Origin of the sequence: Streptomyces hilarionis (genome assembly GCF_024539675.1) — a bacterium.
Lineage (GTDB): Bacteria > Actinomycetota > Actinomycetes > Streptomycetales > Streptomycetaceae > Streptomyces > Streptomyces hilarionis.
The window spans coordinates 1-26772 of record NZ_JAHHIT010000132.1 but is presented as its reverse complement, the minus strand read 5'-3'; the positions used below and the strand labels follow the sequence as shown (position 1 = coordinate 26772).

The 26772-nt window shown below is 72.7% G+C and carries 25 protein-coding genes; 11 read left to right on the top strand and 14 right to left on the bottom strand.

Annotated elements, in window-relative coordinates; translation table 11 throughout:
• The first annotated feature begins 66 nt into the window (after positions 1-66).
• Complete coding sequence (locus tag KMS84_RS28315; protein WP_256919300.1) at positions 67-768, top strand: uracil-DNA glycosylase; 702 nt, start codon at positions 67-69, stop codon at positions 766-768.
• A 43-nt stretch (positions 769-811) separates the two neighbouring features.
• Positions 812-1768 (top strand): prolyl aminopeptidase, encoded by a 957-nt coding sequence (gene pip, locus KMS84_RS28310; RefSeq protein WP_256919298.1) that lies wholly within the window; start codon positions 812-814, stop codon positions 1766-1768.
• 145 nt (positions 1769-1913) lie between these two features.
• Here the strand turns inward: pip and KMS84_RS28305 are convergent, their stop codons facing one another.
• Together KMS84_RS28305 and KMS84_RS28300 are read right to left on the bottom strand one after the other, a co-directional pair.
• Complete coding sequence (locus KMS84_RS28305) at positions 1914-3374, bottom strand: LamG domain-containing protein (protein ID WP_256919297.1); 1461 nt, start codon at positions 3372-3374, stop codon at positions 1914-1916.
• Between the two features lie 124 nt (positions 3375-3498).
• The gene (locus KMS84_RS28300) at positions 3499-3744 is read right to left on the bottom strand and encodes a hypothetical protein (protein ID WP_256919296.1); all 246 of its coding nucleotides are present in this window, start codon (positions 3742-3744) and stop codon (positions 3499-3501) included.
• 315 nt (positions 3745-4059) lie between these two features.
• On the opposite strand from KMS84_RS28300, the gene KMS84_RS28295 reads away from it, so the two are divergent.
• The 3 genes from KMS84_RS28295 to KMS84_RS28285 all read left to right on the top strand — a co-directional run bounded on the left by KMS84_RS28295 (position 4060) and on the right by KMS84_RS28285 (position 7397).
• Positions 4060-6192, top strand: a complete 2133-nt coding sequence (locus tag KMS84_RS28295) for an FUSC family protein (RefSeq protein ID WP_438818992.1) — start codon at positions 4060-4062, stop codon at positions 6190-6192.
• A gap of 137 nt (positions 6193-6329) precedes the next feature.
• Entirely contained in the window at positions 6330-7061 is a 732-nt protein-coding gene (locus KMS84_RS28290; protein ID WP_256919294.1) for a DUF899 domain-containing protein, read from the top strand.
• A 159-nt stretch (positions 7062-7220) separates the two neighbouring features.
• Entirely contained in the window at positions 7221-7397 is a 177-nt protein-coding gene (locus KMS84_RS28285; RefSeq protein WP_256919293.1) for a DUF8839 family protein, read from the top strand.
• 4 nt (positions 7398-7401) lie between these two features.
• Here the strand turns inward: KMS84_RS28285 and KMS84_RS28280 are convergent, their stop codons facing one another.
• From KMS84_RS28280 to KMS84_RS28270, 3 genes are all read right to left on the bottom strand, one after another.
• Positions 7402-9267: an ABC transporter ATP-binding protein gene (locus KMS84_RS28280; protein ID WP_256919299.1), complete on the bottom strand. Its 1866-nt coding sequence runs from the start codon at positions 9265-9267 to the stop codon at positions 7402-7404.
• 562 nt (positions 9268-9829) lie between these two features.
• Entirely contained in the window at positions 9830-10276 is a 447-nt protein-coding gene (locus KMS84_RS28275; protein ID WP_256919292.1) for a hypothetical protein, read from the bottom strand.
• Complete coding sequence (locus KMS84_RS28270) at positions 10273-11199, bottom strand: ATP-binding protein (RefSeq protein WP_308287987.1); 927 nt, start codon at positions 11197-11199, stop codon at positions 10273-10275. The genes KMS84_RS28275 and KMS84_RS28270 overlap by 4 nt, the downstream gene beginning before the upstream one ends.
• A 278-nt stretch (positions 11200-11477) precedes the next feature.
• On the opposite strand from KMS84_RS28270, the gene KMS84_RS28265 reads away from it, so the two are divergent.
• Both KMS84_RS28265 and KMS84_RS28260 read left to right on the top strand, forming a co-directional pair.
• Positions 11478-12338 carry a Sco1979 family transcriptional regulator gene (locus tag KMS84_RS28265; protein WP_256919291.1) on the top strand — a complete coding sequence of 287 codons (861 nt, stop codon included), beginning with the start codon at positions 11478-11480 and terminating at the stop codon, positions 12336-12338.
• On the top strand, positions 12339-12614 hold the full coding sequence (locus KMS84_RS28260) for a DUF397 domain-containing protein (RefSeq protein WP_256919290.1): 276 nt from the start codon (positions 12339-12341) through the stop codon (positions 12612-12614).
• Between the two features lie 404 nt (positions 12615-13018).
• Here KMS84_RS28260 and pdxR read toward each other — a convergent pair whose 3' ends face one another.
• The 4 genes from pdxR to KMS84_RS28240 all read right to left on the bottom strand — a co-directional run bounded on the left by pdxR (position 13019) and on the right by KMS84_RS28240 (position 18059).
• A complete protein-coding gene (gene pdxR / locus KMS84_RS28255; protein WP_256919289.1) occupies positions 13019-14470 on the bottom strand; it encodes a MocR-like pyridoxine biosynthesis transcription factor PdxR in 1452 nt (483 codons plus the stop codon).
• Between the two features lie 492 nt (positions 14471-14962).
• Entirely contained in the window at positions 14963-16450 is a 1488-nt protein-coding gene (locus tag KMS84_RS28250; RefSeq protein ID WP_256919288.1) for a glutamate synthase subunit beta, read from the bottom strand.
• Positions 16451-16676: 226 nt separating this feature from the next.
• The gene (locus KMS84_RS28245) at positions 16677-17156 is read right to left on the bottom strand and encodes an anthrone oxygenase family protein (protein WP_256919287.1); all 480 of its coding nucleotides are present in this window, start codon (positions 17154-17156) and stop codon (positions 16677-16679) included.
• A gap of 162 nt (positions 17157-17318) precedes the next feature.
• Positions 17319-18059, bottom strand: a complete 741-nt coding sequence (locus KMS84_RS28240) for a DUF2293 domain-containing protein (RefSeq protein ID WP_256919286.1) — start codon at positions 18057-18059, stop codon at positions 17319-17321.
• 198 nt (positions 18060-18257) lie between these two features.
• Here KMS84_RS28240 and KMS84_RS28235 point away from each other — a divergent pair, with 198 nt between their 5' ends.
• Positions 18258-18899 (top strand): nucleoside/nucleotide kinase family protein, encoded by a 642-nt coding sequence (locus tag KMS84_RS28235; protein WP_256919285.1) that lies wholly within the window; start codon positions 18258-18260, stop codon positions 18897-18899.
• 55 nt (positions 18900-18954) lie between these two features.
• Positions 18955-19446: a PPOX class F420-dependent oxidoreductase gene (locus KMS84_RS28230; RefSeq protein WP_256919284.1), complete on the top strand. Its 492-nt coding sequence runs from the start codon at positions 18955-18957 to the stop codon at positions 19444-19446.
• Between the two features lie 179 nt (positions 19447-19625).
• Here the strand turns inward: KMS84_RS28230 and KMS84_RS28225 are convergent, their stop codons facing one another.
• The gene (locus tag KMS84_RS28225) at positions 19626-20753 is read right to left on the bottom strand and encodes a magnesium and cobalt transport protein CorA (RefSeq protein ID WP_256919283.1); all 1128 of its coding nucleotides are present in this window, start codon (positions 20751-20753) and stop codon (positions 19626-19628) included.
• Positions 20754-21019: 266 nt separating this feature from the next.
• Here KMS84_RS28225 and KMS84_RS28220 point away from each other — a divergent pair, with 266 nt between their 5' ends.
• Positions 21020-21814, top strand: a complete 795-nt coding sequence (locus KMS84_RS28220; protein WP_256919282.1) for a methyltransferase — start codon at positions 21020-21022, stop codon at positions 21812-21814.
• 234 nt (positions 21815-22048) lie between these two features.
• Here KMS84_RS28220 and KMS84_RS28215 read toward each other — a convergent pair whose 3' ends face one another.
• From KMS84_RS28215 to KMS84_RS28200, 4 genes are all read right to left on the bottom strand, one after another.
• On the bottom strand, positions 22049-23017 hold the full coding sequence (locus tag KMS84_RS28215) for a carbohydrate kinase family protein (protein ID WP_256919281.1): 969 nt from the start codon (positions 23015-23017) through the stop codon (positions 22049-22051).
• On the bottom strand, positions 23014-23919 hold the full coding sequence (locus tag KMS84_RS28210; RefSeq protein ID WP_308287988.1) for a pseudouridine-5'-phosphate glycosidase: 906 nt from the start codon (positions 23917-23919) through the stop codon (positions 23014-23016). Before KMS84_RS28210 ends, KMS84_RS28215 begins: the two co-directional genes overlap by 4 nt.
• 123 nt (positions 23920-24042) lie before the next feature.
• Positions 24043-24606, bottom strand: coding sequence for a methylated-DNA--[protein]-cysteine S-methyltransferase (locus tag KMS84_RS28205; RefSeq protein WP_256919279.1), 564 nt, complete (start codon positions 24604-24606; stop codon positions 24043-24045).
• A 130-nt stretch (positions 24607-24736) separates the two neighbouring features.
• Positions 24737-25615 (bottom strand): glycerophosphodiester phosphodiesterase, encoded by an 879-nt coding sequence (locus KMS84_RS28200; protein ID WP_256919278.1) that lies wholly within the window; start codon positions 25613-25615, stop codon positions 24737-24739.
• A 270-nt stretch (positions 25616-25885) separates the two neighbouring features.
• On the opposite strand from KMS84_RS28200, the gene KMS84_RS28195 reads away from it, so the two are divergent.
• The gene (locus KMS84_RS28195; protein WP_256919277.1) at positions 25886-26752 is read left to right on the top strand and encodes an MHYT domain-containing protein; all 867 of its coding nucleotides are present in this window, start codon (positions 25886-25888) and stop codon (positions 26750-26752) included.
• Positions 26753-26772 lie beyond the last annotated feature (20 nt).

Genomic DNA, 26772 nt, shown 5'->3' with positions numbered 1-26772 from the left:
GCCCCTTCTCCTGCCTCCGAGGCTGCCCCCGCCCCCGCCTCCGAGCCTGCCCCTGCGACTTCTGCTCTGGAGGTGCTCGACGGCCGGATCGCTGGGTGCCGGGCGTGTCCTCGGTTGGTGGAGTGGCGTGAGGAGGTGGCCCGTACGAAGCGGGCGGCTTTCGCGGACTGGACGTACTGGGGGCGTCCCGTGCCCGGATTCGGACCGTCCGACGCCCGGCTGCTGATCGTCGGGCTCGCTCCGGCGGCGCACGGCGGCAACCGTACGGGCCGCATGTTCACGGGGGACCGCTCCGGGGACGTGCTGTACCAGGCGCTGTACGACGTGGGGCTGGCCTCGCAGCCCACGTCCGTGGCCGCCGACGACGGACTGGAGCTGTACGGGGTGCGCGTCACGTCGCCCGTGCACTGTGCGCCGCCGGCCAACAAGCCCACCCCCGGCGAGAGGGACACGTGCCGGCCCTGGCTGGTGCGGGAGCTCCGGTTGCTGCGGCCGACGGTGCGGTCGGTGGTGGTGCTCGGAGCCTTCGGCTGGCAGGCCGCGCTGCCCGCGTTCGCCGAGGCGGGCTGGAGTGTGCCCAGGCCGCGGCCGGCGTTCGGGCACGGGGTGCGGGTGACGCTCGACGATCCGGGCGGCGGTGGTGGTGTGGACGTCTTCGGCTGCTTCCACGTCAGCCAGCGCAACACCTTCACCGGGCGGCTCACCCCGGAGATGCTGCGGGATGTGCTGCGCACGGCCGCCGAGAGCGCCGGGGCCGCCGGCCGGTGAAATCCGTGCGACGGCGGCGCCGCCGGAATCGTACGGTGTCGCGATGGGCCTGTATCCGGAGATCGAACCGTACGAGCACGGCATGCTGGACGTCGGGGACGGCAACCGCGTGTACTGGGAGACCTGCGGGAATCCCCGCGGCAAGCCCGCGCTGGTGCTGCACGGCGGGCCGGGTTCCGGGACGACCCCGTACTCCCGGCGGCTGTTCGACCCCGCCGCTTACCGGATCGTGCTGCTCGACCAGCGCGGCTGCGGCCGGTCCACCCCGCACGCGAGCGTGTACGGCACCGACATGAGCGTCAACACGACGGCGCACCTCGTGGCCGATCTCGAACTGCTGCGAGTAAGTCTGGGGATCGAACGGTGGCTGGTGTGGGGTGTGTCGTGGGGGTCGGTGCTGGCGTTGCGGTACGCGCAGACGTGTACGGCTGCGGTGAGCGAGTTGGTGCTGACCGGCGTCGCGACCGGTTCGAACGCCGAAGTGGAGCTGTTGACCCGCGGGTTGGGGAAGGTGTTCCCGGAGGCGTTCGAGCGCTTCGTGGCGGAGGTGCCGGAGGGTGCGGCACGGGAGGGCAGTCTCGCGGCCGCGTACAACAGGCTGCTCGAGTCGCCCGATGCCGGTGTGCGTGAGCGGGCGGCGCGGGCGTGGACGGACTGGGAGACGGCGACGATCCCGGCGCCGCCGAGGTCCGTCGAGCGGTTCGAGGACCCGGTGTTCCGGGCGGGTTTCGCTCGTACGGTGACCCATTACTGGGGCAACGGTCACTTCCTGGACGGGGAGGACGCCGTTCTGCGCGACGCCCACCTCCTCGAGGGTGTGCCCGGCACTCTCGTGCAGGGCAGTCTCGATTTCGGGAACCTCCTGGGGATCGTCTGGCGGCTTCATCACGCCTGGGCGGGCAGTGAGTTGATCGTCGTCGATCACGCGGGGCACGGCACGAGGGGGCGGGGCGTGGCGGAGGCGCTGGTGGCGGCCACGGACGGCTATGCCGCACGGTGACGTCCAGCGGTGAGATCGGCGGGTGACGGGTGACGGGTGACGGGTGACGGGTGACGGGTGGCAGGTGGCAGGTGGTGCTGGTCGGTGAGGTCGGGCGAGCGGTCGTTCGAGGACGAGGCTTCCGGGGTCGCCCGACCGGGGTCCGTCAGCTGATGCGGGCTGCGGCGATCGGTCGTGAGGCGACCGGATAGGCGCTGTCGCGGGCGGTGTTGACGCTCCACCGGTAGCGGGTGAACTCGCCGGTGCTCTGGGAGGCGTAGAACATCATGTGGCCGATGCCGACGCCTTCGAGCTGCTCTTCCTGGGCGAGGGCGACCATGCGGGTGTCGGGGTACTTCGGGTAGTTGGTCAGCCCGTACACGCCGTGCGGTTCGGCGGTGCAGTCGATCACCTCGACGGCGTACTGGGTCTCGCCGGTGAAGTCGGCGACGCCGGTGAAGACGCCCTTGACCTCACGGACCATGACGATGTGGCCGGTGTTGTCGGGGACCTGGCCGGCGTAGTCGACCGCGACGAGGTCACCGGGGCGCAGGTCGGCGACCTTCTTCACGCGCCGGAACCGCGGACCGGCCGTGCCGTCGGTGAAGGCGTGCCGGTAGTCGGCCGCCTCGGGGATGCGGTCCTGGAAGTACTGGGTGAAGTAGTCGTCGGAGGCCCACCCGTAGGTGTGTTTCAGCACCCGGGTGAGGAACGACGAGCAGCGTGCCCTGGCGATCCAGCTGGACAGGTCGTCGGGTGTGCCCCAGGTGAGGGTGGACGAGGACCCGACGAGGTAGACGTTGTTGTCGCGGGCGGTGGCGCCGCTGATCAGGTGGATCTCGGCGGCGGTGAGGGCGCGGTCGTAGGCGCGGACGTCGTCGACGGAGCCCCTGAACTGGTTCACGTAGGCGCCGTTCCAGCGGGCGCGGCCTATGTTGAAGCCCTGCGGTGCGGCCCAGGACAGGGTCGCGTCGGCGCTGCCCTGGAGGGTGCCGTCGACGTAGAGGTGGATGCGGGCGCCGTCCCATACTCCGGTCAGGTGGGTCCACTTGCCGGGCTGGGGTGCGGTGGTGGCGAAAGCGGAGATCTTGGCGCTCTGGTCCTCGGCGCGGACTTTGAAGGCCCAGGCGTGGGCGGCGTCGTCGTACTGGAGGAGGAAGCGGCTGCAGGTGGCGCCGTCCTGGCTGACGGCCGTGTACATGTTCGTGAGGACGGCGTCGTCGGCCAGCCGTACCCAGGCGGAGACGGTGAACGGGGCGGTGGTGTCCAGCACGGACGCGGTCGCGGCATACGCGTCGTCCAGGGTCAGTTCGCCGCCGGCTCGCAGGGTCGTCCAGCGGGCGCCGGCGCCGAGGGAGACGGGGTGGTCGAGGCCGGAGCGGTCCGCGCCCGAGCCGTCGAGCGGCCAGTGGCCGCTGAGACCGGTGGGGAGGTATCCGGCTGCCAGGAGCCGCTGGTAGCGGACCATCTGTTCGGCCTCGACGAGGTGCGGTGCGTCGACCGGTGTGAAGGGGGTGTCGAGCGGGGCGTCCGCGGCGGCGGTCCCGGCTCCGACGCCGATCACGCCGGTCATCGCGCCGGCTCCCACGAGTGCGGCTCCGCTCAGCAGTCCACGTCTGCTCACCATGGTCGTTCTCCCCGTTTCGTGTTCGGTGCGTGCGTCGTTCGGACACGTGTCCGTGTCCGGAGGGTCGGCAGAGTCTAGGCGGACGGCGGCTCCCGACCGCTACGGATATTCGGGAGGGTCGCGGTCACGGGGATTCCTCGTGTCCGCGCGCCTGAGGGATGCGCCCCGCGCGGAACTCCGCGCCGTTCTCGGCCGCTTCGACCCGTTCGACGCGGTAGAGACGCAGGTGGGGCGCGGCCCGCGCACGGGGGTCGACGCTGAGGCGGTCGGGCGGCCCCAGCAGACGGTGCACCAGCGGGCCCGTCCATCCGCGCATCCGCAGCCCGGCCAGCGATACGTACCGCCGCCCGTCCTCCTCGTATTTCGCCAAGGCTCGCTCCCCCTGCCGCACTCGGTCGTGACGCTCTGTGACGACACCTCCCATTGAAGCGCGCGCCACTGACAATCACTGCGCGGCGGATCACCGCCGAACCATTCCGGGCGCGGCGCGTCCCGCTCCGCCCCCTCCCCGGTGCGGGGTTGCGTTCATAAAGAACCCGGGAATCGGCGCACTCGTCACCTCGCTGAAACGCAACCGGCCCGTTCTGCGGGGGCCGACCGCCTACGGTGGAAGTTCAGCCACAGCTGACCGCCCCGGCCACCGTCGCCCGAAGGCGCACCCCGCCCTCGTCACGACAGGAGCTCCGTGTCACCGCGCCCGCACCTTCCCGCTCGCGCACACTCCGTTCTGCCGCCCTGGCTGGCGCATGCCCTGCGGGCCCAGCGCGGGCCCGTGCCCTGGAGCGCCGTCACGCGTGGGGCCCTGGCGGCGGGGCCCCTGCTGCTGGTGGCCGTGCTCGTCGACCGCACCTCGCTCGGGGTGGTCGCCGCGGTCGCCGCGATGCTGGCCGGGATGAACGACCGGCCCGGCAGCCGACGGGTCTCCGTCAGGCGGCTCGGGGCGCCCGCGCTCGCCGGAGCGGCGGGACTGCTGGTCGGGGTGTACGTCGGGGACCGGGTGGGAGCCGTCGTGCTGACCGCCGTCCTCACCGGCCTCGGGCTGCTCGCGGGCAGGATGAGCGCGGTGGGACCGGTGGCCTCCGGGGCGGGGACGCAACTGCTGGTGGGCGCGGCGATCGGCGCGGGCATGCCGGTGCCCGACCCCGGTTGGGCCTGCGCCCTCGCCTTTCTCGCCGGGGCGGGCTGGCTGCTCGCGTTGCGGCTGGCGCTGCCCACGCCCGGCGCGATGACGGGGGACTTCCGGTTCGACGGGGAGCGTGACGCGGTGGCCCGGGTCTACGACGCCGTCGCTGAGCTCATCGACGCGGCCGGCGCCGAGGACGCCCTCGCCCGTCGCGCCGCGCTCACCGCCGCCCTCGACCACGCCCAGGACGCCCTGGCGGGCCCCCGGCTGCGGCGCTACGCCAGTTCCTCGGCCGAGCGGAGGCTGCACGCCCAGTACGCGGCCGCGCTGCCGCTCGCCGAGGCGGCGACGGCGCTCGCCTGGGCCGGGGAGCCCCTGGCCGAACGGTCCTCCGTCGGACCCCGACGGCTCGCCGCCGCCGTGCGCGAGAACCGGCCCCCCGGGCCGCTGCCCGCGCCGTCGCGGTCCGGGCCCGCTCTGCGTGCCCTCGACGACGCCCTGCTGGACGCCGCCGACGCGTTCGACCAGGGAGGCGGGGGCGAGCTGCACACCCGTCGGCGCGGCACACGCGCGTTGCTGCGCGCCGCTCTCGGGGCCGGCGGACGCGAGTACGGACTGCGCGTCGCGCTGTCGTTCGGGGCCAGCGCCGCCGTCGCGCAGGCGCTGTACCACTCCCAGTGGTACGGCCGGCACACCCACTGGTACTGGCTGCCCGCCACTGCCGTGTTCCTGGTGAAGCCCGACCTCGGTCCGCTGGTGTCACGGGTGCTGTGCCGGGCGGCGGGGACCGTACTGGGGGCGCTGCTCTTCGCCGGCTTCGCCGCCGTGCTGCCCCGGCCAGGGGGCCTGGTGGCGCTGGTGGCGCTGTGCGGGGCGCTCATCCCCGTGTCGATCCGGCATTTCGCCGCGCAGACGGCCGTCGCCACCGTGCTCGTGCTGTCCTTGGTGATGGTGGGCGGGGAGCCGCAGGCCTCCGCCGCGCGCATCGCGGAGACCCTGCTGGCCTGTGCGATCGTCCTGGTCGTCGGGCATCTGCCGATGCCGGGGGAGCGGGGCGGGCAGGTGCGCGCCCGACTCGCCGCGGCCGCCGACGCCGCGCACGCCTACCTGGTGCACGTCCTCGCCGACTCCGAAGCCCCGACCGCCTCGACAGCCCCGGCCGGGCCGGACTCCTCGACCGGCTCGGCCGCACTCGCGGGCTCCCGCGCCTCCGACGGCCACGCCTCCCGTGGCCCTGCCTCCGGAGCTCCTCTCGGCCATGCCCGCTCCGAGGCCTCCACCGGCCGCCTCGGCCACCACGGTCCCGACGCGGCCTTCGACGGTCCCGGGGCGGCCTTCGACGGTCCCGCCGGTGTCGACGGTCCCGCCGGTGTCGGCGGCTCCGACGACCGTGCCACCCGCTGGACCCTGCGCCGCGAGGCTTACCGCACGCTCGCCGAGGCCCGCACCGCCAGCGCCCTGGCCGCTCACGAACTGCCCGCGGTGGCCCGGCACACGGAGGGCACCGACGAGGTCGCGGCCGTCCTCGAACGGCTCGTCGACACCACCACCGCCTGCGCCGTGCACCTCGACGACACCGGACGGCTCACCGACCGGCACCGCGCGCAGCTCACCGAGCTCCTCGACGAACTCGCCGAGGGCCGGCGGCGGGTGGGGCTGCCGGAGCCCGCGCCACGGCCGCGGCCGGCCGGGTGACGCGGAGCGGTTCCGCCGACCGCGTCGCGTCGCCGCGGTCCGGCGGGGACGTCTGAAATACGTTCGGCGACGGCGATGAGTTCCGCGCCGCCCGCAGGTCTTCCCCCGCGACGGACCGTTGTGCGGAAGGGGCAGCCATGACGTATCCGGAGCTACCGCGAGTCGTCTCGCGCGAGGAGTGGCGTGCCGCGCTCGGGGAACTGCGGGCCGAGGAGGACGCGCTGGCACGCGCGCGGGAGGCCGTGAACGCCGCGCGGCGGACGCTGCCCGTGGTGGAGGTCGCGAAGGAGTACGTCTTCGAGGGCGGCGACGGCAAGGCGGGGCTTGTCGACCTGTTCCGCGGCCGTCGGCAACTCGTCGTCCACCACTTCATGTTCGCGCCCGAGTGGGATGCGGGCTGCCGGGGCTGCTCAGCCTTCCTCGACCAGGTGGGCCATCTCGCCCACCTGCACGCGCGCGACACGTCGTTCGCCGTGGTCTCCCGGGCGCCGTTCACCGGGATCCTGCCCTTCAAGGCGCGGATGGGCTGGGCCCTGCCCTGGTACTCCTCCTACGAGGACGACTTCAACGACGACTTCGAGGCGACGCTGCGCCGGGACGGGACCCTCGTCGAGCGGGCCGGGATCAGCTGCTTCCTGCGCGAGGGCGACCGTGTCTTCCACACCTACTCGACGTACGAGGAGGACGGGGCGTGCGCGAACCCCAACGCATACGACGAATCCGGGCGATTCGGGATGTGCGGGGCGCTCCCTGGCGGCCTCGGCCGGCTCGGTTCGGTCGTCGGTCTGCTGGAGCTGACGGCGTCGGGGGTCGGGCCGGGGGACGGGGCGGGCACCCCGGTCCGATATCACGACGAGTACGACTACTGACACGAACGGTGTCCGAGATGTTCGCAAGGTGACCGGATTCTCACGCTCCGCGCTGAACCCGTGTCAACTACGTCTCAGTCCCGCAACTGCCCGAGGCGTTCCACCTCCCAAGAGCGTTAACTCCTACAAGCACCACGCTTATCGGAGGTAGGTGGCGAGATGGTGAACGGGCGAACGGTGCTCGAACGCTTTCCCGCGGGCGGGCCGCGCGGCTCGTGGCCGGCGGAGGAGTTCGCGCACGCCCGGCGCATGGAGGGGCTGGCCGCCGAGGTCGTCATGGACCTCGCCTCGGACACGTTCCTGGTGGTCGTGCGGGGCGGCGACGCCCCGCGGTGAGCGGTCAGCCCGCCTGTGACGGGGCGGGCGTCTGCATCGTGAACTGCTCGGCCTGGAGTGCGTACAGCTCGGCGTAGACGCCACCGTCCGCCAGCAGCTCCTGCGGGGTTCCGGACTCCACCAGCCGGCCCTGGTCCAGGACGTGCACCAGGTCCGCGTGCCGCACCGACGCCAGCCGGTGGGTGATCAGGACGACCGTCTGGCCGCTGTCCGCCAGCGCGCGGATCTTCTCGAACACCTCCAGCTCGGCGCGTGCGTCCAGGGCCGCCGTCGGCTCGTCCACGATGAGGATGCGCCCGCGCCGGTAGGCCGCGCGGGCGATGCCGAGGCGCTGCCACTGGCCGCCGGACAGCTCGTGGCCGCCGCTGAAGTGGCGGGCGAGCAGGGTGTCCAGGCCGCGTGGCAGATCGGCGACCACCTCCTCCGCGCCCGCCTCGGCGATCGACGCGGCCATCCGCTCCTCGGTGAGCGGCGCGGCGGAGCGGCCCACGGCCACGTTGACCCGGGCCGTGAACGGCCACCGCTTGAAGTCCTGCGCCACCATGGCGATGCGCTCGGCCAGCGCGTGCCGGTCCGCGCCCGCGGCGTCCACGTCGTCCCACAGGATGCGCCCCCGGTCCGGCTTGTAGAGCCCGGCCAGCAGCTTCACGAGGGTCGTCTTGCCGGAGCCGTTCTCGCCGACCAGCGCGATGATGCGGCCCAGCGGCAGGGAGAGCGTGACGTCGTCCAGGGCGGGGCGCGCCGACTCGCCGGGGTAGCCGAAGGTGACGTGTTCGAAGCGGACCTCGCGCGGGTCGTCGGGCAGGGCGTCGCCGCCGACCGGGATCGCCCGTTCGGCCGCCTCCACGTAGAGCCGTTGCAGATCGCCCACGAACAGCGCTTCCTCATGCAGCTGGTTGACCTCCAGGACGAGGGTGTTCAGGCTCGCCGAGCCGCCGCGGATCGCGATCACGGCTGTGCCCGCCACCGCCAGCGCCATCGTGTGGGTGAGCAGCAGTCCGCCGAGCGTGGCGTACGTGGCCAGCGTCGCCAGTCCCGTCCAGGTGGCCGCGATCAGTCCGGTGCGGGCGGCGAGGCGGGCCAGCCGGGCCTGTTCCGCCTCCGCGGTCTCCGACATCGCGCGGAAGTGCCGCAACAGGAAGGGCCCGACCCCGTGCACGCGGATCTCGGGTGCGGCCTCCGGCTCGGTGAGCAGACCGGCGATCAGGTGACCCGCGCGCGCGTGCTGCACCCAGGTGTGGAACGACTCGTAGCGGCGCCGGGCGTTCGTCAGGGCGCTCCAGGCGCTGGGCAGCGTCATCGTCACCAGCAACGGCAGCAGCAGCGGGTGCAGCACGGTGAGCACGCCGGCCGACGCGGCGAGCGAGATCATCGCGTTCACCACGCGCGTGCCGTGGCTGATCATGTAGCGGCTGGAGCGGGCCCCGTACTGAGCGGTGTCCAGCAGTTTGTGGAAGGCGTGGTCCTCGATCGCGGCCAGCTCCACCGCGGCCGCCCGCTCCAGGTACAGCTCGGTCGCCACCCGCTCCACCTTGGGCTCCAGCCGGCCGGTGGCGTACGTCGACGCGGCCCGCAGCAGCGTTCCGGTCAGGAGGACGGCGGCCATCACGGCCAGGGCGGGGAAGGCGCCGCGCAGCCGTTCGTCGATCGGGCCGCCGGTGACGAGCCGCCCCAGCACGGTGTTCATCGCGAGCAGGGCGACCGCCTGCGTGACGCCCCGGGCGATCTCGGCGGACAGGACGATCCGGGCGGCCGCCGGGTCGGCCTGCCGGGCCAGGCGCAGGCCGGCGACGAGCAGGGAGGGCAGTCGGGTGACCATGGCGCGCATGTTCAGCTCGAGGAACGCGTCCGTGTGCTGGTTCCAGCCCATGTCGTAGCGCAGCGGTCCCCCGAACAGCAGGTGCTCCGACTCGGAGACGTCCCGTTCCGCGCCCTCGCCCGACTTGCCGGCCCTCCGCGCCCGCGGCGCCGCCCCCGCCTGCTCTGCCGTGTCCGCCTGCTCTGCCGTGTCCGGCCGGTCTGCCGTGTCCGGCCGGTCTGCGGCGTCGGTCTGCTCTGCGGCGTCGGTCCGCTCGGTCCTCCGTCGCGCGGCGGCCTGCTCCGCTCGGCGCGTGTCTTTCGCCCGATCCGCCTGCTTGGTCCGCTCATTCGCCCCGGCGTCGTCCGTCTGCGGCGGCGCGCTCGCCCGCTCCTGCCCCCGCGTTCGTCTCTGTCTCCGCCGCCGTTTCTGCCGCTGTTCCTGGCCCTGTGCCTCTTCCCGCTGTCGTGCCTGCCCCACCGTCGGCCCTCCCGATCGCGCTAGCCGGACGACGGCCACTATCGCGGGGCGGGACAGGGCGGGGGCAGGGCGCAGCAGGGGGAAGGCGGGACGCGCGGGCGTGCGCCGGGCCGGTGTCGTCGCCCGCCCGGGGAGGTGGTGCGACGCGTGCGGATCAGGCGCTGATGGGCCGTGACCAGGTGGGCGTCGCGCCCGTCAGACGGCACAGGGTCAGATACAGGGGAATCGGCGGCGTGTACGGAAGGGTGCCGTCCGGTCGGTGGATCAGCTCGGGGGCGCGCGAGGCGTCCGGGAGAATCGCGCCTGTGACGTACTGCGCGGGGGCAGGCCAATCGAGCGCGTAGTCGGAGTCCGACGGCACCAGCCACCACCAGTGCGTCCGGTCGGCGTAGACGCATCCCGTGCGTTGCAGCCGCGGCATGAGCAGTCGTCCGAGCCGGGCCGGGACCGAGACGGCGTCGCAGCCCAGGGGAGCCGTCATGCCGTCGGGCAGGGCCAACGGACGCGCGGCTTCGGCGAGGCGGTCGGCGCCCAGCCCACGCCTCAGGCGTACGAGTGTGTCGAGAGTGAGGAGGGGCGCCCGGCCGGGCACGGTCGTCATGTCCGCCCCCGCTCGCCGCCGTGCCCGAGGGGCAGGGCGGGTGCGGGGTGGCCGGGCGTCCACGCGTCCCGGCCGTCGGTTCCGTGGTGGTCGGCGGTGCGGTGCCACTGCGGCGCGACACGCGGGAGCAGTCCCTCCGCGGGGGCCGGGGCGGTGATGCGCGGCCGGGGCACGGGCGCGGCGCTCGGAGTCCGGCGCCGTTGCTCGGGGCGGTCGTCGTCGTCCGAGTCGTCCTCGGGACCGCCGGGCTTCGGACGGGCGCCCCAGCCGAGGTCGTTGCGCGGATCGATGCGGGGTTCGTCCGTGTCGCGGTGCGGCTCGCACGAGCCGTCGGGGGACCCGTCCAGGGCGTCGACGAACTCGTCGAGGCCGGCGTGGCGGGCGTCGGCGGCGGGGGAGCGGCCGAGGTCGCCGCGGGCTTCGTCGGGATCGCGCGGGACGTCGGCCGTGCGGCGCAGGTCGGCCCAGACCAGCAGGCCGAGCCCGTTCTCCTGCGCGCCCCAGGCGTGACAGAGCGCCTCGACGAGCAGCAGCCCCCTCCCGTGCTCCTCCTCGGGACGCTGCGGGGAGGGATGGGGTTCGTCCGGCGAGCAGCCCCGGTCCCGCACGGCTATGCGGACCAGGTCGTCGCCGTCGTGCAGCTCGCAGACGACTACGTCGCTCGCGGTGTGCACGATCGCGTTGGTGACCAGTTCGGAGACGACAAGGACGGCGGTGTCACAGGTGTCCTCGCACACCGACCAGCCGGTCAGCCGGGCCCTCGTCAGGCGTCTGGCCTGGGCGGGGGAACCCGGATGGGCGGCCAGTTCGAATCGGAACCGGCGCTCGGCAGCGGCCTGGTCAGGGCCTGCTCCCGCGCTGGCACCGAGACCCTGGGGGCGGCCTGCGGCGGCGTCTGTTCCTAAGGGCGCGGACGGAATCACGCTTGCCACTATCGCCCCGCCATGAACACTTGGCAAGTGTCACTCTGAAAATTGCAGAGTGCGGTGTGACGCGGTGGAGGGCCGTGGCACACTGCTCGCAACAGCACGTTGAACGGCGCCTGTCGGGATCAACGGAGATCCGTACCCATTCGCACGGATCGTCCGACCGGTCCCCGACGGGCGCCGTAGGGCTGTCGGGATTCTTTTCGTGACCGGCCGGACCGGGGCCCGTGAGGCGCCCGCGCGCGGCCGGCCGGACTCTTTCGTGGAGGTGGAGCGTGAGCGAACCGCGGTCCGCGCCGACGGTCGGACAGGTCGTCCTCGGTCGGCGTCTGCTGGACCTGCGGGAACGCGCCGGGCTCAAGCGCGAGGAGGCCGCCCGCATCCTGCGCGTCGCGCCCGCCACCGTACGCCGTATGGAGATGGCCGAGGTCAGCCTCAAGATCCCCTACCTCCAGCTGCTGCTGAAGGCCTACGGGATCACCGACGAGGAGGCGGACGGCTTCGTCCGGCTCGCCGAGGAGGCGAACCGGCCCGGCTGGTGGCAGCGGTTCCACGACGTCCTGCCCGGCTGGTTCTCCATGCACGTCAGCCTGGAGGGCGCAGCCGCCCTCATCCGCCAGTACGAGCCCCACTTCGTCCCCGGACTGCTCCAGACCGAGGACTACGCGCGCGGTGTGCTCAGGTCCGGCGCCATCGGCCAGACCCGGCCGGAGGACATCGAGCGCCTGGTCGACCTGCGCATACAGCGTCAGAGCCTGCTCACCCGCGAGGACGCGCCCAGGCTCTGGGTCGTGATGGACGAGACGGTGCTGCGCCGCCCGGTCGGCGCCGCGGAGGTGATGCGCGGGCAGATCGACAGACTGCTCGAGGCCGCGAAGCTGCCCAATATCACGTTGCAGGTCGCCCCGTTCGCCAACGGGCCGCATCCGGGCACGTACGGGCCCTTCGTGCTGTTCCGATTCGCCATGCCGGAGCTTCCGGACATGGTCTACAGCGAGTACCTGACCGGTGCCGTCTACCTCGACGCGCGCACCGAGGTGGCGACCCACCTCGAGGTCATGGACCGCATGGCGGCGCAGGCCGCTACAGCACATCGCACGAAGGAGATCCTCCGGGATCTCCGCAAGGAGTTGTGAATGGACCGCATCAAGACCCAGTCCAGGCCGCGAGGCCGCGCCCAGCGGATCTACAACGGCATGCCCGCCCGGGACCTGGGCAGCGAGGGCTGGCACAAGCCGTGGAGCGGCGGCAACGGAGGCAACTGCCTGGAAGCCATGAAGCTCGCCGACGGCCGGATCGCCGTCCGCCAGTCGACCGACCCCGACGGGCCGGCCCTGATCTACACCTCCGACGAGATGACAGCCTTCATCCAGGGGGCCAAGGCGGGAGAGGCGGACTTCCTGCTCTCCTGAACGAACCCACCGGCCCCGTCGACGCCGGCTCCTTTTCCCTGCCCCTCTTTTCCCTTTTCTCTCTTTCGTCTCCCTTTCCGTCCTCCTTGGCGTTCTTCCCGTCCCCGGACCGACCCCGTCGTTTTGCTCCCTCCCCGTTGCTGATCGCTGATGATCGGTTACTGATTGCCGGTAACTGGTTGCTCGTCGTTGGTTGCTGATTATTCGTTGTTGCCTCACCGCTGATTCTGCTGAATTGCTGTATCCGGTACTGAATTGATCACGTCACGTGTGACCCGTTCCCAGGCACGCGGTCGGCGTCGCGCTGTTCCGCGACGCCGTGCCCGAGGGCGGCAACCCGCTCGACGAGCCGGGCTGTCGCCCGCGCCCTGACGGGCAGGGGAGAGGGCGGAGGGCCGTGCGTGTCACCCGGAGGCGGGGCCGGGGCGCGGTGGTGCGGGTGCGGACGACAGGACCCGGCACAGGGCGTCCAACGCCGCGCCGTAGGCGTGCTCCGACGGCGTCGCGTAACCCACGACGAGGCCGTCGTGGGCCGCCAGGTCCGTCGACGGGTGCCGGAAGGCGGACAAGCCGTCCAGCGCGACACCCTGTGCGGCGGCCGCCTCCAGCACGGACCGCTCGGTGCCGGGCGGCAGTCGCAGCACCGCGTGCAGACCGGCCGCCACGCCGGTGACCTCGACGTGCGGCGCCCGGTCGGCGAGCGCCTCGACCAGCCGGTCCCGGCGCGCGCGATAGCGCTGCCGCATACGCCGCACATGACGGTCGTACGCCCCCGACGCGATCAGGTCGGCCAGACTCAGCTGGTCCAGGACGCTCGCCCAGGCCTCCCGCTCGCCCTTCGCGGCGAGAACGCCGTCGACATGTCGCTCGGGCAGCACCATCCAGCCCAGGCGCACCGCCGGCGACAGGCTCTTGCTCACCGAGCCGATGTAGATCACCCGGTCCGGATCGAGCCCCTGGACCGCCCCGACGGGCCTGCGGTCGTAACGGAACTCCCCGTCGTAGTCGTCCTCGACGAGCAGCCCGCCACGCGCGCGTGCCCAGTCGACGACGGCGGTCCGGCGGCCCGCGTGCAGGGGTCCGCCGGTGGGGAACTGGTGCGCGGGGGTGAGCAGGACGGCCCGTTCGCGCCCCAGCCGGTCGACGCGCGCGCCGTCCTCGTCCAGCGGCAGCGCCACCGTGCGCACGCCGGCCGCCGCCAGCAGCTCGCGGTGGAACCCGAGTCCGTACGCCTCCACGGCCAGCGGACCGCGCAGGCCCGCGCCGCCAGGGGCGAACAGCAGACGCAGTGCGTGGGCGAAGCCGGAGCAGATCACGACGCGCCCGGGCTCGGTGCGCACACCCCGCGCGCGGGCGAGGTACTCCGTCAGCGCCTCGCGAAGCTCTGGGCGGCCGGCGGGATCGCCGGGGCCGAACACCTCGTTGGGCGCCTGCTGTAGGGCCCGCCGGTAGGACGCCAGCCATGCCGCGCGCGGGAACGACGACGCGTCCGGCGTCCCCTGCAACAGGTCGTGCCGGGGGCCACGCGCGCGTGCGGGCGCCCTGACCGGCGAGCGTTCGGTGCGGCGCAACGGGGCGGCACGGTCGGCGACCCGGGTGCCCGATCCCTGCCGGGCGGTCAGCCATCCCTCGGCGACCAGTTCCGCGTACGCGTCGGCCACCGTGTTGCGGGCCACGCCGAGGTCGGCGGCGAGTGAACGATAGGGCGGCAGCCGGGTTCCCGGAGCGAGTCGACCACTGCGCACCGCCTCGCGCAGCGCCCGGATCAGGGCAGCACGCCGCCCGCCCGGCCCGGCAGGCTCCAAGTGCAGGTCGGCGCCGATCCGCTCCGCGGAATCGACCCACGAATCTCCCATGAAAACGCACCCTACAGGCGGTCTCCTGGGCAGCCGGCCGGATGCGTCGACGCCGGTCGGGCCCACCGGCGCGGGCCGGACTCACCGATGCCGTTCAGTGCCGTTCAGTGCCGATCAGCGCCGATCAGTGCCGATCAGTGCCGACCAGTGCAGATCGGTGCCGATCTGTGGCGATGGAGTCTGTCGGCGTGGCAGAGATCAAGCAGAGACCAATCTGCCCGGCCGGGCCGGTCTGCGCGGCCGGGCCGGTCTGCGCGGCCGGGCCGGGCCAGGCGGCCGGACCGATCGGCTGGATCAATACGTCGACATGTCGGTCGCTCGGAGTGTGCCGACGAGCTCGATCCCCTCCGTCGGCCGAGCGTGAGGCCGAGCGGGACATCATGGTCGCGGTCCGGCGGTCTGGCGGTCCGGCGGTCCGGCGGTCCGGCGGTCCAGGGGTCCGGCGGTCCAGGGGTCCGGCGGTCCAGGGCTCCGGCGGTCCGCGCGGGCCCCCTAGACGCTCATCGGCCGGTCGTAGGGCCCGATCGGCGTCGGCAGTCGTGAACTCCCGGTCAGATGGCGGTCGACGGCGGCCGCCACCGCACGGCCCTCCGCGATCGCCCAGACGATCAGCGACTGTCCGCGCGCCGCGTCCCCCGCGGCGAACACGCCCGGGACGTTCGTCTGGAAGTCGCCGCCCCGCGCGATCGTGCCACGCGGCTCCAGCGACAGCTCGAGCTGCTCGACGAGTCCGTCCTCCCGGTCGGGTCCGGAGAAGCCGAGGGCGAGCAGCACGAGGTCCGCGGGGAGCGCCCGGGCGGTGCCCTCCACCGGCCGTCGCCGCGCGTCCACCTCGACGAGGTGCAGTGACCGCACATGCCCGGTCGCGTCGCCCGTGAAGCGGAGCGTGGACGCCGCGAACAACCGGGCGTCCGCGTCCGCCGCCGGCGCGGACTCCAGGTCGCGCGCCTCCTCGTGCGCGGCCGAGAGCCGGTAGATCTTCGGATACGTCGGCCAGGGGTCGGCGTCCTCGTCGCGTTCCGGGCCGGGCTGCGCGTAGATGTCCAGCTGGGTGACGGAGGCGGCGCCCTCGCGCACCGCCGTGCCCAGGCAGTCGGCCCCCGTGTCGCCGCCGCCGACGATGACGACGTGCTTGCCCGCGGCGGACATCGGAGACGCTTCCAGGTCGCCCGCGCACACCCGGTTGGCCAGCGGCAGATACTCCATGGCCTGCTGGATCCCGGTCAACTCCCGCCCGGGGACGTGCAGTTCCCGCCACTCGGTCGCGCCGGTGGCGATGACGACGGCGTCGTAGCGGGTCCGCAGATCCCCGGCCATGACGTCCCGCCCGACGGTGGTCGACGTACGGAACTTCGTGCCCTCCGCCCGCATCTGCTCGATCCGCCGCTCCAGATGATGCTTCTCCATCTTGAACTCGGGGATGCCGTATCGCATCAGCCCGCCGATCCGGTCGTCCTTCTCGTAGACGGCGACCGTGTGCCCGGCCCGGGTCAGCTGCTGAGCCGCGGCCAGTCCCGTGGGCCCGGAACCGATGACGGCGACCGTCTTCCCCGAGAGCCGGTCCGGTGGCCGCGGCGGCGTGAGCCCGTCGGCCCAGGCCCGGTCGGCTATGGCCGCCTCGACGTTCTTGATGGTCACCGCGGGCTGGTTGATCGCCAGGACGCACCCGGCCTCGCACGGCGCCGGGCACAACCTGCCGGTGAACTCGGGGAAGTTGTTCGTCGCGTGCAGCCGATCGCTCGCGGCCCGCCAGTCCTCCCGCGAGACGAGGTCGTTCCACTCGGGGATCAGGTTGCCGAGCGGACACGCCTCGTGGCAGAACGGGATCCCGCAGTCCATGCAACGGTCGGCCTGCTCGCTGATCAGAGGCAGCAGCGCCCCGGGGACGTACACCTCGTCCCAGTCCCGGACCCGCTCCTCGACCGGCCGGCGGGGCCAGTCCTGGCGGGGTGTGGTCATGAATCCCTTGGGATCGGCCATGGGCGTGTTCCTCGCGTACGCGTGCGACAGGCCGAGCGTCATCGGGCGGCACTCTTCCGCCACGATACGTGCCGTCGGCCGCCCACGCAGAGTGGAGGGACAGCGCTTTCGCCGAAGTTCTCCGATCGGATGGCGATCAGGATCGATTCCAGCAAATCGGCAGAGATCAAGATCAGGATCAAACCTGACCTGACCTCACCTACGGCCTCGCCCTGACCTGACCTGATCAGATCAGGGCGAGGGTGTAGACGAGAGCCGCGGCAGCGGAGGCCGCCGCCCGCACGTGGTTCCATCTCGTCCACTCGCGCAGGTAGGTCGGCCAGTAGGCGACGGCCTCCGGGGCGCCCGGCGCCGCCTTCGCCAGGGCCTCGTTGCGCGGGACGTTCGCCACCACGGTCACACCGAACGCGCCGCACAGATACAGCGCGCTGCCCAGCAGCAGATGCACCGTCCCGTGGGCCGGCCACAGGACGAACGTCACGACGGCGATCATCGCGCACAGGACGGCCACGCCCAGGAAGAGGACCATGAAGGCCGGCGCCATCGCCGAGGAGTTGATCGCGTTCATCGCCGCCACGCCCTGCGCGGCCGGCAGCGCGGCGAGCCCGCGCATCACCAGGACCGAGAAGGCGCAGAACAGCCCGGCCATCAATCCCGTCGCCAGCGCGCCCAGGATCGCGAGCACCGGATACGGTCCATCGATCATGAAAACGTCAACTCCCACTGTCGAGCGGAGATCTTGCCCGCAACGCTTCGTCACCTCAAGTGAAATCCTGACCGTGATCGGTGACCGTGGCCGAACAGCACGTCGGTCTGCGCGCCCGCCGAGCCTGCCCGCACGGCCGCCCGCAGGGCCTTGCGCACGGCTTCAGCGGGAAGCCGCAGGCGTCGCGCGATCCTCGCTCCGCCCGCCGGGCCTCCGGGGCTCGTCCCGCCACGACCGCAACCGCGCCTCCACGTCGGCAGCGATCTGCCGCCGGGCCTCGTAGCGCGGCAGCCCGCTCATCAGCAGCCGGTCGTACGACGTGTCGAGATGGCGTACGGACGCCACGACCGCCGAGACGACGGCCCCCTCGGTCAGCGCCCGACCGGCGGCGCTGCGACCGACCCGGCCGCTGCCCCGCAGCGAGGCGTGCGCGGCGATCCCGTGCGCCCGGTCCTCCGGGCAACCGGGAAACAACCGGAGGATCTCCGCCGCGAACGCCTCCGCGAACCGCATGTCCTGCGCGGCCCGTCGCCGCGCGTCCCGGATCCGGCGCCGCCGCCTTGCCTCGGCGTCCGCGAGGCACCGGTCCTCCGCCCGCGCGAGCGCGGGCTCCTCGACGAGGACGCCCTGCCGCTCGTAGCGCCCCTTGCGCCGGTTGAACCGGACCACCACCGCCGACAGGCCGCTCTCCTCACGTGCTCTGCGGGTCAGCGCCGTGTCACCGCGCGGCAGGAACACCAGGTGCCCGAGGTCCGCGCAGTCGAGGCACCGGGGCGCGGCGTCCTCCAGGACGAGCATCGCCAACGGCCCGCGACGGCACCCGGCGCAGAGCTTCCGCCGAAGCGGTTGGACGACGACGAACCGGCCGTGCGACGCGGGGGCAATGCGGTCTGCGGGTGCCATACGGGCTTCATTCCCCAGGGCGGACGTCCCGGCACCCGGCCAACAGCCGGGCCCTGTCCGCCCCTCCGTACCGAAGGACCGACCCACTGCCGAACCGGCCCTCCACCCACCTCTGAGCCCCCGATCCTCGACCTCCGACCTTTGCCCCCGAGCCCCGAGCTCCGTCTTCCGCGCATATCGACCGGCGCCTGACGCATCATGGGCCGTGTGCGACTCGAAGCGATCACCTGGGAACGGCTCGGCGACCTCCTCGCCGAGCGGCTGCTCGACCTGAAGCCGGGCGACGGCAGCCCTTGGCCGCGCGTCGCCTTCGACGGAGCCCCGGCCGCTCGCCCCGGCGAGCTCGCGTCGCGCGTCGCCGAGGCCCTGCGCACCCGTGGCCGCCCCTCCCTGGTGGTGGACACGCACGGCTTTCTGCGGCCGGCCTCCCTCCGGCTGGAATACGGCCGCCAGGACGTGGAGGCCTACTACGACGGCTGGTTCGACACCGGCGCGCTGTGGCGAGAGGTCTTCAATCCCCTCGAAGCGGACGGCAACGGGCGCGTCCTGCCCGACCTCCACGATCCCGTCACCGACCGCGCCACCCGCAGCCCCTATGTCCCGCTGGCCCCCGGCGGCCTCCTCCTGCTGCACGGTCCCTTCCTGCTGCGGCACTGGTTCCCCCTCGACCTGAGCGTTCACGTACTGCTCTCACCCGCGGCCCTGCGACGGCGCACGCCGGAGGCCGACCGCTGGACGCTGCCCGCCTTCGAGCGCTACGACCAGGAGACCGACCCGGCCGCCACGGCCGATGTCCTCGTACGCGCGGACGACCCCCGCCATCCGGCGTGGAGTGGCTGAATCTCGCCCCGCCTCAACTCTTTTAAATGCATGTGCATGTAACTACGGTGGTGCCATGTCGATCTCCGAAGGCGCTTCCCCCGCTTCAACCGCTGCCCCCTCCGCCACCGCTGTCCCCTCGGCCGCGTCCGCCGTTCCCGTGGACTCGGCTGCTCGCGTCCGTTTCGCCGAGCCGGTGCGCGCGCTGCTCGACGGCAAGAACTTCGCGAGCGTGGCCACCCTGGGCCCCGGGGGCGCCCCGCACAATTCGGTGGTCTGGATCAAACGCGAGGACGACACCGTCGTCTTCTCGTCGACGGACGGCCGTCAGAAGGTGCGCAACCTCCGTCGGGACGCCCGCGTCAGCCTCTCCGTGTTCGACCTCGCGAACCCCTACACCTCGGTCGAGATCCGCGGCGTCGCCGAGATCCTGCCGGACCCCGGCAAGCGCCTCCCGCACGAGCTGTCGCACAAGTACCTCGGCATCGACCCGCCTGCGGAGAAGGACGACGAGGTCCGCGTGATCATCCGCGTCGTCCCACAGAAGATCGTCGGCTTCTCCGCCTGACGCCGACAGCCGACAGCCGACAGTCGGCGGCCGGCTGGCAGGGGGCCGGCAGTCGCGAGTCGCGAGTCGTGACCCGTGACCCGCGAGCCGCGTACCGCGAGACGAGGAACCGGAGACGAAGGCCCGAAGGCCCGAAGGCCCGAAGCCCCGAAAGCGCAACGGGCGGTGCGCGCGGCTCCTCAGAGCCAGCCGTTGCGCCGGAAGCCGCGGTACAGGACCCAGCAGGCCACGGATATCACGCCGATGACCAGGGGGTAGCCGAACCTCCAGTGCAGTTCCGGCATGTGGTCGAAGTTCATGCCGTACACCCCGCAGACCATCGTCGGCACCGCGATCACCGCCGCCCATGCCGTGATCTTGCGCATGTCCTCGTTCTGCGCGACCGTGACCTGCGCCAGATGTGCCTGGAGGATCGAGTTCAGCAGTTCGTCGAAGGCGGCGATCTGCTCCGTGGCGCGCAGCAGGTGGTCGGACACGTCCCGGAAGTAGGCCTGTATCTCCGGGTCGACCACCCGGACCGGCCGGTCCGCCAGATCCAGCAGCGGCCGGCCGAGCGGCACCACCGCCCGCTTCAGCTCCAGGAGTTCCCGCTTGAGCTGGTAGATGCGCCCGGGGTCGACCCGAGCGCCGTTCTCCGCGAACACGTCCGTCTCGACCTGGTCGATGTCCGCCTGCACCGCGTCGATGACGTTGAGGTAGTCGTCGACCACATGGTCCGCGATGGCGTGCAGCACCGCCGACGGGCCCTTCGCCAACTGGGCCGCGTCGGACTCCAGCGCCTCACGCAGCGGGCCCAGCGAACCGTGCCGTCCGTGGCGCACCGTGATCACGAAGTCCCGGCCGACGAACACCATGATCTCCCCGGTGTCGACGACCTCGCTCGTCGCGGTGAGTTCCTCGTGCTCGACATAGCAGACCGTCTTGAACACCGCGAACAGCGCCTCGCCGTAGCGTTCGACCTTCGGCCGCTGATGGGCCTCGACGGCGTCCTCGACCGCCAGCGGGTGCAGGTCGAAGAGTTCGGCGATGCCCGCGAACTCGTCGTTGGTCGGCTCGTGCAGGCCGAGCCAGACGAACCCGTGCCCGCTCTTGCGCACCCGCTCCACCGTGTCGACCAGGTCTCCGCCGCGCGGGGCCCGGACACCGTCCTGATACGTCACGCAGTTCACCACGGACGACCCCAACGGGGAGCGGGCGTGATGGCTCAGGTCGACCCGCGGACGCCGTCGGCCGAGCCGCGCCACCCTGCGCAGACCGCCGACCTTGCCGAAGTCGGCGACCTTCCGCAGATTCCCCGCCATGGTCATCTGGGTCTCCTCGCGTGGTCTCCTCGTGCCGCATTCCTGCGCCCTGGCGCGCCAGTCTGCCAGGCCCGGCCACGTCCTGCGTAAGCCTGTGGAAAGGGAGGGTTCCGTTTTGTTCCCGGCTGTGGACAACGGGACTTCGCTCGTCACGAGGCCGGACGACCACAGGATTCCGGCCAGGTCGCCGCAGCGGCGATGGGGCTCACGGAGCGGGGTCTGCGGCCGCGTCGACCACGTTCAGCACGTCGCACGACTGGGATGATCGCCGCATGACGCGATCCGACGGATACCTCCTCGACAACCGGCGGCCGGAGGCGGGGGAACGCTTCGACGCCTTCGCCGCCCTCTTCGATCCCACGACGTTCCGCCATCTCGACGGACTCGGGATCGGTGCGGGGTGGCGCTGCTGGGAGGCGGGCGCGGGCGGCCCCTCCGTGGTGTCCTGGCTGGCGAAGAAGGTCGGACCGACGGGCAAGGTCCTCGCGACGGACATCGACACCTCCCGCCTGCGGTCGGTGGCCCGCCCGCCGGTGGAGGTCCGCGTCCACGACCTCGGCCTCGACGAGCCGCCGGCGGACGGGCTCGACCTGGTGCACGCCCGTCTCGTCCTGGTCCATGTGCCCGATCGGGAGCGCGCGTTGCGATCGATGGTCGCGGCCCTCCGCCCCGGCGGTCGGCTCCTGATCGAGGACGCCGACCCCGCCCTGCAACCCCTGCTCTGCCCCGACGAGCACGGCCCCGAGCAGCGGTTGGCGAACCGTCTGCGACACGGCTTCCGCCAGCTCCTCGCCGACCGGGGCGCCGACCTCTCCTACGGTCGCAAGCTCCCACGTCTGCTCCGCGAGGCCGGACTCGTCCGGGTCGAGGCCGACGCCTACTTCCCCCTCACCTCACCGGCCTGCACCGCCCTGGAATCCGCGACGGTCCGCCAGATCCGGGACGAGCTCGTCAAGGCGGGCCTCGCGACCGACGAGGAGATCGACCAGCACCTGGCCAATGTCGCCTCCGGCAGCATGGACCTGGCGACCGCACCGATGATCTCGGCATGGGGCCGCAAGGGATAGACCGTGTTCCGCGGCTCGCGGCCAGGCAACCAGGCCCCGCCTGCCGGGCAGCCGGGGTAGCTGTCATCATCCGGGTATTGGGGGAGCCGGGGGGGCTGGGTAGTCGGGTAGTTGGCTGCTTGGCAGCCGGGTGGTCGTCCGCGCAGCGCGTCCGTCGCTTCATCACAGGCGTCGGCCACCACCCGGGCCCCGCACCGGCGAAGCAGCTCCCGTCGCCCGTCCCCTCCAGCACCCTCAGCGGACGTGCGCCGTCCGCGTCGTGGTGGCCGCCGTGGCGTCGGCGAGGGCGGGCGGTCTGCCGCCGACGCGTTCCACGGCCACCGCCCCGGCCCGGCAGCCCTGTGCCGCGGCCGCCGCCGGGTCGGCGCCCGTGAGCAGTGCGGCGAGGAACGCTCCCGTGAACGCGTCGCCGGCGCCCGTGGTGTCCGTCGGGGTCGCCGCGACGGCCGGGACACGCGCCAGGACGACGCCGTCCCGTGCCACCAGCGCGCCGTCCGGGCCGTGCTTGGCCACCACCAGCGGGACGTGCCGGCTCAGCTCGGCCGCGGCCTGCGCGGGATCGGACAGCCCCGTCAGCAGCACGGCCTCGTCACGACTGGGCAGCAGCACGTCCACTTGCTCGACGAGGGTCAGGAAGCGGTCCACGCCCAGTTCCGCCAGGAAGCCCGCCGACGCCGGGTCGAGGCTCACCGGCACCCCACGCGCGCGTGCCGCAGCCGCCGCCGTGCGCACCAGGGCCCGCCCGGTCCGCGAGAACAGCAGATATCCCGACAGGTGCAGTCGGCCGACTCCGTCGAGGAGGGCGTCCGACCAGTCGTCGGGGTCGAGCCGCAGGGACGCGCCGCTGTCGGTGAGGAACGTCCGCTCGGCGGCGGCTCCCGTGTCCACGAGGCAGATGACGGTGCCGGTGGCCGCGTGCGGATCGATCACGAGTCGGGGCCGGACCCCGCAGGCGATCAACTCCCGCTCGTGCCAGGCCGCCGCCTCCGCGCCCACCCGCCCGAGGAGCCGCACGTCCGGACATCCCCGGTACGCCGCCCAGCACGCCACGTTGGCCCCGGCGCCGCCCGGCAGCGTTCGGATCACGGACGCCGTGTCCGTGCCGGGCGCCAGCGGCCCCCGATGCCGCGCGACGACGTCCGTCACGACGTCCCCGACGACCAGGAGCCCCCCTCCGCCTGGTGTTTCCGGCCTGCCGGTCATGCCTCGGACCACGCCGCCGCGATCCGCGCCGCCAGCCGCACATTGCCGCGCACCGCAGCCAGGTTGGCGCTCAGGGACGCGCCGTCGGTGTGCCGGACCAGATGGTCGAGGAGGAACGGCGTGACGCCCTGGCCGGTCACGCCCGCCTCGGCGCACGCGCGCAGCGCGTCGGCGAGCACTCGCGCGTGCAGCTCGGGATCGAGCTGTTCCTCCTCGGGCACCGGGTTCGCGACGATCAGCGCCGACTCCCGCCCCCCGAGCGCGTCCTGAGCGCGCATCACCTCGGCCGCCTGCTGCGGCGTCCGCAGCGTCCAGTCGACGGGATGGCCCGAGTCGGAGAGGTAGAACCCCGGGAAGCGGTCGGTGCCGTACCCGGCCACGGCGACGCCCAGGGTCTCCAGCCGTTGCAGCGTCGCGGGAACGTCCAGGATCGACTTGACGCCCGCGCACACGACCGTGATCCGGGTGCTCGCCAGCAGCCCCAGGTCCGCCGACTCGTCCTGGGTGAGCGTCCACTCCCGGTGCACCCCGCCGAGCCCGCCCGTCGCGAAGACCCGGACCCCCGCGAGCGCCGCCAGCCGGGCCGTCGCCGACACCGTGGTCGCGCCGCTCGCCCCCAGCGCCACCGCGAGCGGCAGGTCGCGATGGCCGAGCTTGCGGAAGCCGTCCTCGTTGGCGACCCGCTCCAACTGCCCCTTGTCGAGGCCCACGTGGGGCCGCCCGTCCAGCACCGCGATCGTCGCCGGCACGGCGCCCTGCGCGCGAACCACCGCCTCCAGCTCCAGCGCCACCTGCAAGTTGCGCGGGCGCGGCAGCCCGTGCGAGATGATCGTGGACTCCAGGGCCACCACGGGACGACGCGCGTCGATCGCGTCCCGTACCTCTTCCGACACCGCCAGCACCACGCGTCCGCCTCCTGTCCGTCGGCCTCCCCTCATGTCTGGCGAGCGGCGCGACCGGTCAAACCCTCGCGACCTGTGGGGGACGACACCGCCCTGCCGCGCATGACGGAGCGCACGCGGTGCTCAGAACAGCGGCTCGGGCAGGACGCCTTCCAGAGCGAGCAGCTTCCGCTTGGTCTCCAGACCTCCGCCGAACCCGCCGATGCCGCCGTCCCGCTCGACCACCCGGTGGCAGGGCACGACGACCGGCAGGGGGTTGGAGCCCATGGCCACTCCCACCGCCTGCGCCGCGCCCGGCTGTCCCACCCGCCCGGCCAGATCGCCGTAACCGACGACCGCACCGTACGGAACGCCGGAGGCGAGTTCGCGCAGCACCTGCCCGTTGAAGCCCGTGGCCCCGGAGAGCAGCGACCAGTCCAACGGCAGCTCGAAAGCGCGCCGCTTCCCGGCGAAGTACTCCTCGAGCTGGCGCACGGCTTCGGCCAGCAGCGGGGAGTCCGGCGCCTCGACGGGCTCCACACCCATCCGGCCCGCCAACCGGTCGAGCGTCCTGTCGCGCACCGCGGCCGTGGCGTGGAACACGACGCAGAGCAGGCCCTCGCGGGTCGCGGCCAGCAACAGCGGACCGATGTCGGTGCCGACGACGCTCCACACCACCTGCTGCGCGCACTGCTCATCGCTGTCCATGTGCCCCACGGTACGACCCGGCACTGACAACGCCCGGCGCCGCCGCCCCGCGCCCGGCCGGGGCCTTGCCGGCGGACCGGGCCCCGTGACCCCGGGCAGGATCCGAAAGATCAGCCTTGGTCCGCGGAGATCAGCCCTGGCGCCGGTACAGGGCGCGCCGCACGACGTCGGCCTTGTCGGTGATGACGCCGTCGACGCCGTACCCGGCGACGGTCCGGGCGGTCGCGGCGTCGTCGACGGTCCAGACGAACACGCGCATCGGCGCGCCGTGCGGCCCGGTCACCGCGTGCACGGCGTCGACGTAGGCCGGGGTGAGAGCGGTGTGCGACGGGTTGATCAGATCGGCGTAGCCGGCGTACCGGCTCAGGCTCCGCACGGCCGGCGCGCCGAGCAGTCCGGTGCGCACCCCGGGCTTCAGCCGGTGCACGGTGCGCAGGCCGGCGGCGCTGAAGCTCTGCACGATCAGCCGGTCGGTGACATGCCGCCGGTCCAGCCAGCCCTCGTTGCCCAGCACCTTGAGGATCTGCTGCTCGACCCCCGGATACAGCTCGGGGTTCTTGACCTCCAGGAGCAGTTTCTGGTGATGGCGCTCCACCCGATCGAGGTACGCCTTCAGCGTCGGGACGCGTGCGCCCGCGTAGGCCGCGTCGAACCAGCTGCCCGCGTCCAGCCGCGCGATCTCGGCCGCGGTGAAGTCCTTCACCTTCCACGGAGCGCGGTCGGGAAAGACCCGCTCCACGTCGGTGGTGCGGCGGAGCGTGTCGTCGTGGATCACCACGAGCTCGCCGTCCCTGGTGCGCTGCACGTCGTTCTCCACCCAGGGGACGCCCAGGGAAGCGGCCTTGTCGACGGCGGCGAGGGTGTTCTCCGGGGCGTAGGCGGACGCGCCCCGGTGGGCGATCACCGAGGGGCGGACGGCCGTGTCCGCCCTCACCTCGTGCACGGGGGGCAGCAGGGCGACGCAGCCCAGGGCCGCGGCGGCCGTGGCGGTAACTACGCGCGCGTGCATGCGTGCTCCTCGCATCGTGCGATCACCTACAGCCCCACTGTGACAGCAGAGAGTGGACGGCGGGGGAGCGCGGGACGGTCACAGGCGGAAAGGAGACGTCCTGGGCCCGTCACCACGGGCGCACATGTGCGGCAAGGCCGTGTTTCTTTGCCGGAAAATCGTTCGACCATTCCGGTGGGGGTCATACTCTCTCTCAGCCTTGGCCGCGCTCGACGGTCGTGGGCGGGCGCGTTTTCGATGATCAGGCAACAGGGCGAAGGGCAACCGCGCATGCACGGCACGGTCGACGGTTTCAGCTACGGACTCGTGACACCGCTGGTGGCCTACCTCATGGCCTGCCTGGGCGGTGCTCTGGGCCTGCGCTGCACCACCAGAGCCATGCTCGTCGCGCACTCCTGGCGCCCGGGGTGGCTCGCTCTGGGCTCGGCTGCCATCGGCTCCGGCATCTGGACCATGCACTTCATCGCGATGATCGGCTTCACGGTCGAAGGCGCCCCGATCCACTACGACAAACCGACGACGTACGCCAGCCTGGGCGTCGCCATCGTCATGGTGGGCGTCGGGATCTTCATCGTCGGCTACAAGGGCGCGACCGGGACCGCGCTCTTCACCGGGGGCACGATCACCGGCCTGGGCATCGCGTCGATGCACTACCTGGGCATGGCGGGGATGCGCTTCAACGGCAACCTCGAGTACGACACGTTCACCGTGGGCGCCTCCGTCGTCATAGCCATGGTCGCCGCCACCGCCGCCCTGTGGGCCGCGGGGCAGGTCAGGGGCTTTCTGTGGAGCGTGGGCGCGAGCCTGGTCATGGGGCTGGCCGTCACCGGCATGCACTACACCGGCATGACCGCCCTGAGCGTGCATCTGCACACCACCGAGACGCCGACCGTGGGCGACTCGCCCGCCGCTCTCCTCGCCCCGATGCTGATCGGCCCCCTCGCCTTCCTCTGCCTCGCCGGCGTCGTCGTGATGTTCGACCCGCTGATGGTCATGGGCAAGCCCGACTGGACCCCCGCCGAGCACAAGCCCGGCGTGCCCGCGCACCCGCCCGTCCCGCACCCCTCGCGCCGTTCCCAGCTCCGCGGCCGCCGCCGGGTCGTCCACCGCGAGTCCCGCACCCCCCAGAACCGCTGAGCCCCCGGCCCGCTCACCAC